Below are 13329 nucleotides of genomic sequence, written 5' to 3'. Positions count from 1 at the left end.
TTTTCTGCGTTCAGGGCCTGTCGGGAGGGCCCTTCCCGATGATGAGTGAATTCTTTGCCACGAGCGGTGGGTCAGAGGCGACCTGCTCCCTTGAGAGTCAGGTAGGCGTCGGCGAGAGCCGGGGCGAGGTTGTCCGGGGTGGCATCGACGACCACCGCGCCGTGGCGCTGAAGCTGCTCTGAGGTGCGGAGTCGCCGTGCTTGGGCCTGTGCGCCGGCTGCGGCCTCATAGATCGCGTCCACGGTGCCCCTGGCTTTTGCCATCTGTTCGATGTGCGGGTCGGCCACTGAAGCCACCAGCACCGCGTGGCGCTGGGTCAGCCGGCGGAGGACAGGGAGCAGGCCCTCTTCTACGGGCGCCGCGTCCAGACCGGTGAGGAGCACGATCAGGGAGCGACGAGGAGCGTCGGCGAGAACGGCAGCGCTGAGACCGCGCGCATCCGTTTCCACGAGTGCGGGTTCGACCGGCGCCAGTGCATTCACCATGGCCGACAGGATTTCTCCCGCGGACCTGCCCTGGACCTGGGCGCGGATGCGGCGGTCGTAGGCGAGCAGGTCCACGCGGTCGCCCGCACGAGTGGCAAGCGCTGTGAGGAGCAGGGCCGCGTCCAGAGCGGCGTCGAGACGGGGCACGTCACCGACACGACCCGCCGAAGTACGGCCGGTGTCCAGGACAACGAGGATGTGACGGTCCCGCTCGGGGCGCCACGTTCGCACTGCGACGGCAGACTGACGTGCTGTTGCGCGCCAGTCGATGGAGCGCGTGTCGTCACCGGGCACGTAGGCACGCAGGCTGTCGAACTCCGTGCCCTCTCCACGCGTGAGGACGCTGGTGCGGCCGTCCAGCTCGCGGAGCCTGGCGAGGCGGGACGGCAGATGCTTGCGGCTGGTGAAGGGTGGCAGGACACGTACCGTCCACGGGACTTCGTGATTTCCCTGGCGGGCCGCAAGCCCTAGAGGTCCGAACGAGCGCACAGTGACGCGTTCGACTCGGCGGTCACCGCGCCGTGTCGGTCGCAGGAGGGTGGTCAGTCGACGGCGTTCCCCTGCCGGGATCGTCAGCCTGTGACGGGAGGAGGCCCGCTCCGTGCCGGTGGGCCAGCTACTGGGCGGCCAGGCGTCGCGGAGGTGTGCCCGCAGTCGGCGACGGGAAGGATTGGTTACGGTGAGTTGCACTTCGGCGGCCTCGCCAAGGCGAACGGTTGTGTCACCGGATCGGGTGAACTGAAGCGTTCGCACTGGCGCAGCCAGGGCGTAGTCACACAGAATCGCTAGGGAGAGCGGTGCGTTGACCGCGAGCATGCCTGTCCAGCTGGGGGCCAGGACGGCTACGGGGAGTGACCCCAGGGCGGCCAGCAAGGCGGTACGTCCGGTGAGGGCCACGGTCACCGCCTCATCGGGGTACGGGTACGTGGGCGAGGACCGCGGTGATGACGGAGTCGGGGGTGACTCCCTCCATCTCCGCCTCGGGCCGCAGTTGGATGCGATGGCGAAGCGTGGGGAGCGCCAGGGCTTTCACATCATCCGGAATGACGTAGTCACGGCCGGTGAGCCAGGCCCAGGCACGGGCAGTCGACAACAGAGCGGTGGCGCCTCGGGGAGACACACCGAGGGAGAGCGAGGGGGATTCACGCGTGGCACGACAGATATCGACGACATAGCCGGCGATCTCGGGGGAGACCTTGGTTCGGTCGACTGCGTTGCGGGCGGCTTCCAGATCGGCCGGGCCGGCGACGGGGTGGATGCCCGCTGACTGGAGGTCTCGCGGATTGAAGCCGTCGGAATGACGCGTGACGACGTTGATCTCCTCGTCGCGGGACGGCAATGGCACCGTCAGTTTAAGGAGAAACCGGTCCAGTTGGGCCTCGGGGAGCGGGTAAGTGCCCTCGTATTCGACGGGATTCTGCGTGGCCGCTACGAGGAAGGGCTCGGGCAGCAGCCGAGGGGTTCCGTCGACGGTGACCTGGCGCTCTTCCATCGCTTCCAGGAGGGAGGACTGCGTCTTGGGAGGGGTGCGGTTGATCTCGTCGGCGAGAAGCAGGTTGGTGAAGACAGGCCCGGGCTGGAAGGAGAACTCTGCCGTGCGGGCGTCATAGACCAGTGAGCCGGTGACATCGCTCGGCATCAGGTCGGGGGTGAACTGGACACGCTTGGTGTCGAGTTCGAGTGAGGCTGCGAGAGCCCGGACCAAGAGGGTCTTGGCCACGCCGGGGACGCCTTCGAGGAGGACATGGCCTCGACAGAGCAGAGCTACGACAAGCCCGGTGACCGCCGGGTCCTGGCCGACCACGGCCTTGGCGATTTCGGAGCGCAGCGCTTCCAGGGATGCGCGGGCTGTGTCGCCGTGCCCGACGGTCTCGGTAGTCCCGGCGGGCACTGGGGGCGGGGCGCTCATGACGTGCGTACCTCTCTTTCGAGGGTGTCGAGTTGGTCTGCCAGTTGTACGAGAGCGGCGTCGTCGGACGGGACGGGTCCGAAGAGCACGGCTTGGGGGTCGCTGCCGGTGGTGCTGAGACGGGCGGAAACGGCAGGGATAAGGGTCGCGGAGGAGTGGGCATCGCGTGGGGAGACGCCGATGAGTGGGGCGATACGGGTGCGGGTGGCGGCGCGCAGTGAGTCGGCGGCCCGGTCGCGGGCATTCGCTCTGCGGTAGAGGCGGGCCAGGCCCTCGGCGGATTCGGAAGCGCGGATGGCCACGGGCAGCCGTTCGGTCACCAACGGGCCCAGACGGCGGGCGCGCCAGATGGCGGCGAGCACGGCGGCCAGTGCGAGTTGCAGGGTGCCCCACAGCCAGCCCCGGGGGATCAGGTCGACGAAGCTGCGGTCGTCGTGGGCGCCATCGCCGCCGTCCCCGCCGTTCTCGGCGGCAGCGGAGGTATCAGTGAGCGAGGGGAGGTACCAGACCAGATGTGGGCGGGAACCGAGGAGTTGCAGGGCCAGGGAGGCATTGCCCTGGTTTCCGAGCCGGTCGTTGTAGAGAAGGTCGGGAGAACCGAGGAGAACGGTGTCACCCGCGCCTTGTTCGACCAGGAGCAGGGTGGGGAGGCCGTCGCTCGGGAAACAGGCGATGGTGTTGGCGAGGCCGTCCGAGGCGTAGTGGAAGCCTCCCGTTTCGACGTCGCCGGCGTTGCGGGCGGCGGGCAGGGAGCACTGAGGGGCGCGCGTGGCTACCGGTCCGGTGGACTCCGCGCGGACACCGCGGACCAGTGTGCCCACGGACGGAGGGCCCGCCGCGAGAAGGACGGTACGGCCGTCCGAGTGGTCGGTCGTGGCACGGAGTTCGCTCTGTTGGCGCGGGGTCAGCAGGTTAGGGGAGGCGACGAGCAGCGTGGTTTCGGGGCCGGCCTGGGCCGTGGCCTCGTCGAGCGTGGTGACCACGTGAACGGAGACGCCACGCTCTTTGAGGAGTTCGGCGACGGCCCGGCTGCCGTAGCGGTCGGCGGAACGGGGGTCGAGGCGGCCGTGCTGGTCTCCGGAGCGCATGGTTGCCAGAGCGATTCCGGCAGCGACGAGTACGAGGAGGGCGAGCAGCAGACCGCGGGTGCGGATCCAGATCTGGTGCGGGGCGAGGGATGCCGAGGTGGTGGGGGCGGCGGTGACCTCGGTCATTCGGCTGCTCCCTGCGCTGTGGCTGTCAGGAGAGGCTTGGCGGTTTCGAGATCGAGGTCCAGAGCTCGTACATCCAGATACGCCTGCTGGTCCGCGGTTCGGCTGCCGTATGTGACATCGTCGAATCCTCTGGCGGCGGCGCGGAGTCGCGTGGCGTGTGTGGGCAGCGGACGGCCTGCTTCGGCGGCGGCCTCGTCGGCGGTACGCCCAGGGCGGGGGTCGAGCAGAGCGCGCTCCTCCAGGGCGCGGACGATGGCGCGCATGCGCTCCTGGACCGCCTCGTTCCAGCGGTGGGCGGCCGCGTGGGCCTCGGCGGCCGTCCGGTGCTCGACGGCGCTGCGGGGGCTCTCGTCGAAGAGGGCGTCTGCGGAACGCACGGTGCGGTGCGGGGTGCCCAGCCTCCACCAGAGTGCGGCCACCAGGCCGATGACGACCAGTACGAGCACGACAAGACCGAGTGGGCCGCCCGGTGCGGCGCCGGAGGCTGTGTTCAGGAGATCGCCGACCCAGCCCCAGAGGCGGTCGAGGCCGCGCTGGAGGAGGTTGGGATCGTTCTCGTGGTACATCGGTTTGGACAGCTCGTGCTTCGCGGCCTCGCGGGCTGGGACACGTGGAGTGTCCACCGGTATGTCACTGCTCGCGTGCATGAGTAGCCGTGCTGCTGTTGTGCCCCCCGCCCCCGACACGGCATCAGCTCCTGGTGTCGTATCCGGGCAGGCCTGCTGCCCGGGCGAGCTCGAGGTCGAGTGCCTCGCGGCGGATGCGCTGATCGATGTAGAGCAGAGCCATCACACCAGCGGAGAGCGGGTAGGTGATCGTTGCGGTGATCACCTGACCGATACCGGAGACGATCAGGAACGGCCAGCCGAAGTCTGTGGAGCCGTCCGTGAGGAAGGAGCCGACACCGCCGCCGTCCACGGCCATCGCGATGACGCTGAACGGGATGGCGATGATCACGCTCACGATGAGGGTCAGCAGTCCGGTGAGCGCCAGGACGCCGAAGGTCCGCCACCAGGCGCCCCTGACCAGCTTCGCGGAGCGGCGCATGGAGGTCGTGATCGATTGCCGCTCCAACATCAGCGCAGGCGAGGCGAGACAGAAGCGGACCATCAGCCAAATGACGACGACGAACGCGGCCATGAATCCGATGACGACGAGCCCGGCGCCTGCGGCGGAGCCGACCAGCATGCCCGGCAGCAGCCCCACCGTCATGATGGCGGCGCTGATCAGAGCCAGCAGCAATGTCAGACCAAGCAGCTGAGCAAGCCGGGGCCGGGCCTCGGCCCATGCGTCGGAGAGCGTCACCGAGCGGCCCAGTACCGAGCGGCTGATCACCACGGTCAGTACGGATGTCGTGATCAGCGTGGCGATCATGATGATGAGCAGCGACGGCACACTGTTGACCAGCGCCGACTGAGCCGAGTCGGCGGATTGCCGGAGTGCCTCCGAACCGGTGGCGTTCGGGTCGATCACTGCGGGTTCCGGCAGCAGATAGCGTTGTACGAGGGTGATCGCGATCTGGGCGATCACGGATACGGTCAGCGTGATTCCGAGGACCGTGCGCCAGTGGGCGCGCATTGTGGAGACCGCGCCGTCGAGGATCTCGCCGACGCCGAGTGGCCGGAGCGGGATGACACCGGGCTTGGCCGCGACGGGCGGCTGCCTCCAGCCGGGTCCCTGAGATCCGCCACCCCAGCCGGGAGCGGGGGGTGGTGCGCCGGGACCTGTGCCGGGAGCGCTCGGTGGGGACCACTGCCCTGTGGGCGGCTGCGTGGGAGACCAGTTCCCTGCCGGGCCGCTGTCGTCGGCGGGTTCGGAGGGCCGGGGGACGCCCGCCCCCTGACCTTCGCGGGGGCAGATCCGGGCGAGGCCCAGCCCGGAGTGTCGTTCATTCTCGCTCCTTCACGGTCCTGTCCACTGATCGGTGCGGCAGGTTGGCAGCCATCGTGCCACGCGTTGCTCCGGTGCGGGCCTGGCCCTGTATCTCCTTCGTACCTTCATTTGTGGGTGGCTCACCGGGCAGACTGGGCGGATGGCTGATCAGGATGCGCAATCGTCGGTGGGCATCGAGCCTCCCTCGCTTCCCGTACTTCGCTGGGACGAGCCTCCGGAAGGTCCCGTGCTGGTGCTCCTCGACCAGACTCGGCTGCCGGCCGAGGAGGCCGAGCTGGTGTGCGCCGATGTGCCCGCGCTGGTGCGGGCGATCCGCACGCTGGCGGTGCGCGGGGCGCCGTTGCTGGGCATCGCAGGGGCCTATGGTGTGGCTCTGGCAGCGGTACGAGGAGACGACGTGGCGGAGGCCGCAGACCTGCTGGAGCGGGCGCGGCCCACCGCGGTGAATCTCGGCTACGGGGTGCGGCGGGCTGCCGGGGCGTACCGGGTGGCCAGGGAGAAGGAAGCGGATCCGGAGCGGGCTGCGGCAGTTGCGTTGGCCGAGGCCAGGGCGCTGCACCGGGAGGATGCCGAGGCCAGCGGGCGTATGGCACGGTACGGGCTCGCGCTTCTGGACGAACTGCTGCCCGGTGGCGGGCATCGACTGCTGACTCACTGCAATACGGGGGCGCTCGTCTCGGGAGGTGAGGGCACTGCCTTCGCGGTGGCGCTCGGGGCGCATCGGGAGGGGCGGTTGCGGCGGCTGTGGGTGGACGAGACGCGTCCGCTGCTGCAGGGTGCCCGGCTGACCGCGTACGAGGCAGCGCGCAATGGCATGCCGTACAGCTTGCTCACAGACAGCGCCGCAGGTTCGCTGTTCGCCGCAGGGGAGGTGGATGCCGTGCTCATAGGAGCGGACCGCATCGCCGCGGACGGGTCGGTGGCGAACAAGGTGGGGAGCTATCCGCTGGCTGTGCTGGCGAAATACCACCACGTACCGTTCATCGTGGTGGCACCGACCACGACGGTGGACCCGAACACCGCGGACGGGGCATCGATCACCGTGGAGCAGCGGCCGGGGGGCGAAGTGACGGAGCTCACATATCCACAGATCGGGGCGGCAGGCGGGGACAACGGCGGATTGCTCGTGGCACCGGCGGGAACCCCGGCGTACAACCCCGCGTTCGACATCACACCGCCGGAGCTGGTTACGGCGATCGTCACGGAGGAGGGCGCAGTTTCCCCGGTCACGGGGGTCGGACTGGCAGAGCTGTGTGCCAGATCATCGCAGGTAACGATTAGCTAATGGGATGATGTCGATTATGAAGGGACGCGTCCTTGTCGTCGACGACGACACCGCACTGGCCGAGATGCTCGGGATTGTGCTGCGTGGTGAAGGGTTCGAGCCGTCGTTCGTAGCGGACGGCGACAAGGCACTTGCCGCATTTCGTGAGGCCAAGCCGGACCTGGTCCTGCTGGATCTGATGCTGCCCGGTAGGGACGGCATCGAGGTCTGCAGGCTGATCAGGGCCGAGTCAGGTGTGCCGATCGTCATGCTCACTGCCAAGAGCGACACGGTTGACGTGGTGGTGGGCCTGGAGTCCGGGGCCGACGACTACATCGTCAAGCCGTTCAAACCTAAGGAGTTGGTTGCCCGGATCAGGGCACGTCTGCGGAGGTCCGAGGAACCGGCGCCGGAGCAGCTGGCCATCGGGGATCTGGTCATCGATGTGGCCGGTCATTCGGTGAAGCGGGAGGGACAGTCGATCGCCCTCACCCCGCTGGAGTTCGACCTGCTGGTCGCACTCGCCCGTAAGCCGTGGCAGGTCTTCACCCGTGAGGTACTGCTGGAGCAGGTCTGGGGATACCGCCACGCCGCCGACACCCGGCTGGTGAATGTGCATGTCCAGCGTCTGCGCTCCAAGGTCGAGAAGGACCCGGAGCGGCCCGAGATCGTGGTGACCGTCCGAGGTGTCGGTTACAAGGCCGGACCGAGCTGAAATGCCCCTGAGTAGCGCTGCTCCGCAGCCCGGGGAGCCGGGAGCCCGTGCGGAGCGGGCTGCTGCTCCAGGACACAAGGCGTCCCAGGTCCGACGTCTTGTGCAGGGTGGCCGGTTGTTCCACGACCGGGCGCCCAGCGGTCCTGTGCCGCGACTGCTGATGCGCTGGGTGCGGCGTCCGCTGCTGCCCGCCGTGCGGCTTTGGCGACGCAACCTCCAGCTGCGGGTCGTCGCGGGCACGCTGCTCATGTCGCTCGGTGTGGTGCTGCTCCTCGGGCTGGTCGTGATCGGCCAGGTGCGCAACGGCCTGCTCGACGCGAAGGGCAAGGCTGCCCAGACCCAGGCTGCCGGCGGTTTCGCGGCGGCCCAGGAGAAGGCGAACGCCCCGCTCACCCCTGGTGGGCAGGGCGGAGACGCTGCGGACGGCACCTCCGCCAACAACTCCTGGCGGACCGAACTCGTCGATCAGCTCGCCAGTGGCGGCAAGAACGCCTTCAACGTGGTGGCACTCAGTGCCGACGAGGGCACCCGTGCGCCGCGCGGCTCGGGCAGTGTGGAGGCGGCGAGCATTCCGCAGAGCCTGCGGGATTCCGTGAACAAGGGCCCGGGAGCGTTCCAGACATACTCCTTGATCCAGTACGCGAACGGACAGGAGCCGCAGCCCGGGCTCGTGGTGGGCAAGCGGCTCTACGACATCGACCACAATCCGTACCAGCTCTACTACCTCTTCCCGCTGACGCAGGAGGAGAAGTCATTGACGCTGGTCAAGGGCACGTTGGCGACTGCGGGACTGTTCGTGGTCGTGCTGCTCGGGGCCATCGCCTGGTTTGTGGTGCGGCAGGTCGTCACGCCCGTACGGATGGCGGCGGGCATCGCCGAGCGGCTCTCCGCCGGCAGGCTCCAGGAGCGGATGAAGGTCACCGGCGAGGACGACATCGCCCGGCTCGGTGAGGCCTTCAACAAGATGGCGCAGAACCTGCAGCTGAAGATCCAGCAGTTGGAGGAGCTGTCGCGGATGCAGCGGCGCTTCGTCTCCGACGTCTCCCACGAGCTGCGGACACCGCTGACGACCGTACGTATGGCCGCCGATGTCATCCATGAGGCCCGCAGCGACTTCGATCCCGTGACGGCGCGTTCCGCGGAACTGCTCGGGGATCAGCTCGACCGGTTCGAGTCGCTGCTCTCCGATCTGCTGGAGATCAGCCGGTTCGACGCAGGCGCCGCCGCGCTGGAGGCCGAGCCGATAGATCTGCGACAGGTCGTACGACGGGTGATCGGCGGGGCCGAGCCGCTGGCCGAGCGCAAGGGCAGCCGTATCCGGGTGGTCGGCGATGAGCAGCCGGTGATCGCGGAGGCCGATGCGCGGCGGGTCGAACGCGTCCTGCGCAACCTTGTGGTCAATGCTGTCGAGCACGGTGAAGGCAGGGACGTCGTGGTGCGGATGGCGGTGGCCGGAGGTGCGGTCGCCGTGGCCGTCCGGGACTACGGCGTGGGGCTCAAGCCCGGCGAGGCGACCCGGGTGTTCAACCGTTTCTGGCGGGCTGATCCGGCTCGCGCACGGACGACCGGCGGCACCGGACTCGGACTGTCCATCGCGGTGGAGGATGCCCGGCTGCACGGCGGCTGGCTACAGGCATGGGGCGAGCCGGGAGGCGGTTCGCAGTTCCGGCTGACTCTGCCGCGCACGGCGGACGAACCGCTGCGCGGATCGCCGATACCACTGGAACCCGAGGACTCCCGGCGCAACCGGGAGAGCCGGGAGCGAGCCGCGGTCGCTTCCATGACTGGGAGTGAACACCGGCTGACAGCAGTGCCGGCCCAGCCCGGTGGCAATGATCGGTCCTCGCTGCCCGTACCCTCGCGTACCCCCGTGGCACCCCGGACGACGCCGGTTTCGGTGCATCCGGCGGCCCTGCCGGGGAGCGGTGCACGGGTGGTGGCGCGCGCCGCCGAGGACCGGCCGGGTGGCGATTTCGACTCTGCAGCGCAGGACCCGGAGCGGGGGGACGCGAATCGTGGGCACTGACCGTCGTAGGGACGGCCAAGGACGTGTGCTGGGGCTGTTCGCGCTGCTCGGATGCGGTGTCGTGCTGCTGTCCGCGTGCGGCTCGATGCCCGTCACCGGGGATGTCAAGGCTGTCGACGCCTCGCAGCCCGGTGACTCCCAGGTGCAGGTGTATGCCGTGGCGCCGCGTGACAACGCCACCCCCAACGAGGTCGTCGACGGCTTCCTGGAGTCCATGACGAGTGATGACTCGGATTTCAGGACGACCCGCAAGTACCTGACGAGGAAGGCAGCCAGTACCTGGAAGCCGAGCGCGTTCACGACGGTGCTCACCAAGGCGCCGAACCGGAGCGACCGCCCATTCCGCGACAGCGACCCCGGCATCACGGAGATCACGTACACCCTGACCGGTGAGAAGGTGGCAACGGTCGACGCCCAGAGCGCCTATCAGCCACTCGCGCCCACGGACTACAACGAGTCCCTGCATCTGGTGAAGGAGAACGGACCGGAGGGCAAGGAGTGGCGCATCGACCTCGTGCCGGACGGCCTTCTGCTCGGACAGTCGGACTTCAAGCGTCTCTACCGTTCTGTGGACAAGTACTACTTCGCCGCGGGGCGGCCGTCGGAGCAGTCGACCCTGGTCGCCGACCCCGTCTATCTCCGCAGCCGGACGGACCCTGTCACGGGGATGGACACCGTGACACAGGCGGTCCGCAGCATCCTGGCAGGGCCGACCAGTTGGCTGCGGCCGGTGGTCGACTCCCGTTTCCCCGCGGGTACGGCGCTGAAGAAGGGAGTCACCTCGCTGGCGCCCGACGACCGCAACGTACTGAAGGTCCCGCTCAACAAGAAGGCGGACGGCGTCGGACAGCGTTCCTGCCGCATGATGGCCTCGCAGGTCCTCTACACCTTGAGGGACCTGACGTCCGCACGGGTCGGGCAGGTAGAACTGCAGCGCTCCGACGGCTCTCCGCTGTGCGTCCTCGGGACGGATCAGGCGGAGGAGTTCGCCCCTGACGGTTCGTCGAGTGGGCCGGACAGCCAGTACTTCGTCGATGCCAAGGGGCATGTGGAGCGAATTCCTGGCAGCGCCAAGGGCAGTGGCACCCCGGAGGTGGTGTCCGGTCCGCTCGGCGACGGACCGGTGCGGATGGGGGCGGTCGGTGTGGCCAGGGACGAGCAGCGGGCGGCGGCGGTCTCGCGCGACAGGAAGGCCCTCTACGTGTCGTCCATTGTCTCGGACGGCGAGCTTCCTGCGGCTGCGGTGACCAGCAAGGCCCAGAACCCGAACGACCGCCTGTCGGTGCCGAGCTGGGACGGTCGGGGCGACCTCTGGGTGGCCGACCGGGATCCCGGCAACCGCAGACTGCTGCGGCTGACCGGCGGTGCCGGCAAGCCGCAGGAGGTCACCGTGCCGAGCCTGGACGGCGGTCGGATCGAGGCGCTGCGGATGTCCGCGGACGGCGTGCGGATCGCCCTCCTGGTGACTCAGGACGGCCACAACACGCTGAAGATCGGCCGGATCGAGCGGCGCGGGCCGGAGGCGGAGCAGAAGGTCTCGGTGGTGGAGCTGCGACAGGCCGCACCGCAGCTGACGGATGTGACTGCGATGTCGTGGTCGGGCCGGAGCCGTCTCGTGGTGGTCGGCAAGGAGCAGGGCGGCGTGCAACAGGTGCGCTATGTGCAGGCGGACGGCTCGACGGCCGCATCGGGTGTTCTGCCCGGTGTGAACCAGGTGTCGTCGGTCGCGGCGGCGGACGACGAGCAACTGCCGCTGATGGCGGCCACGTCGAGCGACGGGATAGTGAAGCTGTCGCCGGGTGACAACTGGCAGACGGTGGTCAAGGAAGGCTCGTCGCTGGTCTACCCGGGCTGAGACCCCACCGGACCGCTTCCGCGTTTTCCACAGGGGTGGCCCGGCCCCTTCGGGGAGGGCACAGTGGAGTCATGCGGGGATGGTGGCGGGAGATCTCCGGGCTGGTCCTGCCGGTGTCCTGTGGTGGCTGCGGCAGTACGCGTACGGAGCTGTGCGCGGAATGCCGTGCGGAGCTTTACGGCAAGGCGCCGCGCCGGGTCAGGCCCGTGCCGGAGCCTGCGGGCCTGTCAGTGGTGCATGCGGCCGCCGCGTACGAGAACGCGGTACGTGCGGTGCTCCTGGCCCATAAGGAGCGGGGCGCACTGGGGCTGGCCGGGGCGCTCGGCAAGGCGCTGGCGGGGGCGGTACAGGCCGGGGCGGGGCAGGTGGGTGTCAGCGGCCCGGTTCTGCTCGTACCTGTGCCGTCGACGCGGCGGGCCGTGGCGGCACGGGGGCATGATCCGATGCGCCGGATCGCGCTGGCCGCCGCGGGTGAACTGCGGCGCGGAGGAACCCGTGCCCGGGTGGTCGCGGTGCTTCGGCAGCGGCGCCCGGTGGCTGATCAGGCGGGACTGGGAGCCCGGCAGAGGCAGGCGAATCTTGCGGGGGCACTGGAGGTCGTGGCCGGGGGCGAACGGCTGCTTGGGGCCGGACGGGTAGTGCTGGTGGACGACGTTTTGACGACCGGTGCCTCGCTGGCCGAGGCGGCCCGGGCGATCGGGGCAGCGGACGGGCGCACGGGTGCCCTGTCCGGCAGCGGGCAGGCGGCGGTTGTCGCAGTATCTCCGCCGGCCTTCGAAATAAACCGGAACTGCCAGTGAACTTGCATCGTTGCAGGTGGTGAGTGGGTAAAAAGACCTGAACGGAGGTACGTGCGAGTAGCGGGTGCCGACATCAGGCCAGGCAGGCTATGTTCGGTTGTGAGGAATGGTGAATGCCGGACCTCGATGAATGCACCGCCAGGTTTCGGGCAGGTAACTCACCGGTAGTCCAGATGCAGAAGATTCGGTGGGGTGGAGACCCTGCCGATGGGGGAGGAGGAGGTGGAAGTCACCGAGTCCGCGGCTCCGGCCACCACCGGGGCCTGGTGCAAAAGGGAGATGCTCCGCCGCTGAGCGGAGTGATCCGGGAACGGAGTTCTGCGTGGACATCGTCGTCAAGGGCCGCAAGACCGAGGTGCCCGAGCGGTTCCGCAAGCACGTGGCCGAAAAGCTGAAGCTGGACAAGATCCAGAAGTTCGACGGCAAGGTGATCAGCCTCGACGTCGAGGTGTCCAAGGAGCCGAACCCCCGTCAGGCCGACCGTTCCGACCGGGTGGAGATCACGCTCCGCTCGCGTGGGCCGGTCATCCGGGCGGAAGCGGCCGCAGGCGACCCGTACGCAGCGCTGGACCTGGCCACCGGCAAGCTGGAGGCGCGGCTGCGCAAGCAGCACGACAAGCGCTACAGCCGTCGTGGCAACGGCCGGATTCCCGCTGCCGAAGTCGCCGAGACCGTGCCGGGCGCGGCGTCGTTCAACGGCGAGGGCGATCTGGTCGGGAACGAGGCGGCTCAGTCCGTACCCACCACCAGGTTCGGCTCGCTGGAGGTACAGGGCGAGGGTCCGCTGGTGATGCGGGAGAAGACGCACGTCGCCGCACCGATGTCGCTCGATCAGGCGCTCTACGAGATGGAGCTGGTCGGGCACGACTTCTATCTGTTCGTCGACTCCGAAACGAAGGAACCCAGTGTCGTCTACCGACGGCATGCCTATGACTACGGTGTCATTCACCTGAGGACCGATCCGCTGGCCGCCGATGAGGCGGGCGGCGCGGGCGGTGCGCTCGGCGGCTGACGCCCCCTTCTGTGGTGCCCCTGGAGCGCCTGTGCGCCCCCAGGGGCACCCGTGTGCGGCCACGGAATCACCGCTCCGACGTCCGGGCATGAAATCATGTCGTCCCAAGCCAACCAGTGCTCTGTGAACTGCCGTTGGCGGACAGTTTGTGAACTT

Annotated in this window: 10 protein-coding genes and 1 pseudogene; 6 read left to right on the top strand and 5 right to left on the bottom strand. The window is 68.8% G+C overall.

The features are described from left to right. Positions 1 to 71: 71 nt before the first annotated feature. The 5 genes and pseudogenes from GA0115254_RS04750 to GA0115254_RS04730 all read right to left on the bottom strand — a co-directional run bounded on the left by GA0115254_RS04750 (position 72) and on the right by GA0115254_RS04730 (position 5500). The gene (locus tag GA0115254_RS04750; RefSeq protein WP_093894014.1) at positions 72 to 1382 is read right to left on the bottom strand and encodes a DUF58 domain-containing protein; all 1311 of its coding nucleotides are present in this window, start codon (positions 1380 to 1382) and stop codon (positions 72 to 74) included. A gap of 10 nt (positions 1383 to 1392) precedes the next feature. Beyond that, entirely contained in the window at positions 1393 to 2394 is a 1002-nt protein-coding gene (locus tag GA0115254_RS04745; RefSeq protein WP_093894008.1) for an AAA family ATPase, read from the bottom strand. Further along, complete coding sequence (locus tag GA0115254_RS04740) at positions 2391 to 3608, bottom strand: DUF4350 domain-containing protein (protein ID WP_093894007.1); 1218 nt, start codon at positions 3606 to 3608, stop codon at positions 2391 to 2393. The genes GA0115254_RS04745 and GA0115254_RS04740 overlap by 4 nt, the downstream gene beginning before the upstream one ends. After that, positions 3605 to 4294, bottom strand: a complete 690-nt coding sequence (locus GA0115254_RS04735) for a DUF4129 domain-containing protein (RefSeq protein ID WP_093894006.1) — start codon at positions 4292 to 4294, stop codon at positions 3605 to 3607. Before GA0115254_RS04735 ends, GA0115254_RS04740 begins: the two co-directional genes overlap by 4 nt. A gap of 4 nt (positions 4295 to 4298) precedes the next feature. After that, a pseudogene (locus tag GA0115254_RS04730) lies at positions 4299 to 5500 on the bottom strand (glycerophosphoryl diester phosphodiesterase membrane domain-containing protein). 140 nt (positions 5501 to 5640) lie between these two features. Here GA0115254_RS04730 and mtnA point away from each other — a divergent pair. From mtnA to hpf, 6 genes are all read left to right on the top strand, one after another. Beyond that, positions 5641 to 6786, top strand: a complete 1146-nt coding sequence (mtnA, locus tag GA0115254_RS04725; protein WP_093894005.1) for an S-methyl-5-thioribose-1-phosphate isomerase — start codon at positions 5641 to 5643, stop codon at positions 6784 to 6786. A 4-nt stretch (positions 6787 to 6790) separates the two neighbouring features. Beyond that, a complete protein-coding gene (mtrA, locus tag GA0115254_RS04720) occupies positions 6791 to 7480 on the top strand; it encodes a two-component system response regulator MtrA (protein WP_187438793.1) in 690 nt (229 codons plus the stop codon). 1 nt (position 7481) lies between these two features. Then, on the top strand, positions 7482 to 9506 hold the full coding sequence (gene mtrB / locus GA0115254_RS04715) for an MtrAB system histidine kinase MtrB (RefSeq protein ID WP_176739985.1): 2025 nt from the start codon (positions 7482 to 7484) through the stop codon (positions 9504 to 9506). Then, a complete protein-coding gene (locus tag GA0115254_RS04710) occupies positions 9496 to 11361 on the top strand; it encodes an LpqB family beta-propeller domain-containing protein (protein WP_256102398.1) in 1866 nt (621 codons plus the stop codon). Before mtrB ends, GA0115254_RS04710 begins: the two co-directional genes overlap by 11 nt. Before the next feature lie 71 nt (positions 11362 to 11432). Further along, the gene (locus GA0115254_RS04705) at positions 11433 to 12161 is read left to right on the top strand and encodes a ComF family protein (RefSeq protein ID WP_093894004.1); all 729 of its coding nucleotides are present in this window, start codon (positions 11433 to 11435) and stop codon (positions 12159 to 12161) included. A 322-nt stretch (positions 12162 to 12483) separates the two neighbouring features. Beyond that, entirely contained in the window at positions 12484 to 13173 is a 690-nt protein-coding gene (gene hpf / locus GA0115254_RS04695; protein ID WP_093894003.1) for a ribosome hibernation-promoting factor, HPF/YfiA family, read from the top strand. Positions 13174 to 13329: the final 156 nt, after the last annotated feature.

Origin of the sequence: Streptomyces sp. Ncost-T10-10d, from assembly GCF_900091955.1 — a bacterium.
GTDB lineage: Bacteria > Actinomycetota > Actinomycetes > Streptomycetales > Streptomycetaceae > Streptomyces.
This window is presented reverse-complemented; position numbering and strand designations above follow the sequence as displayed.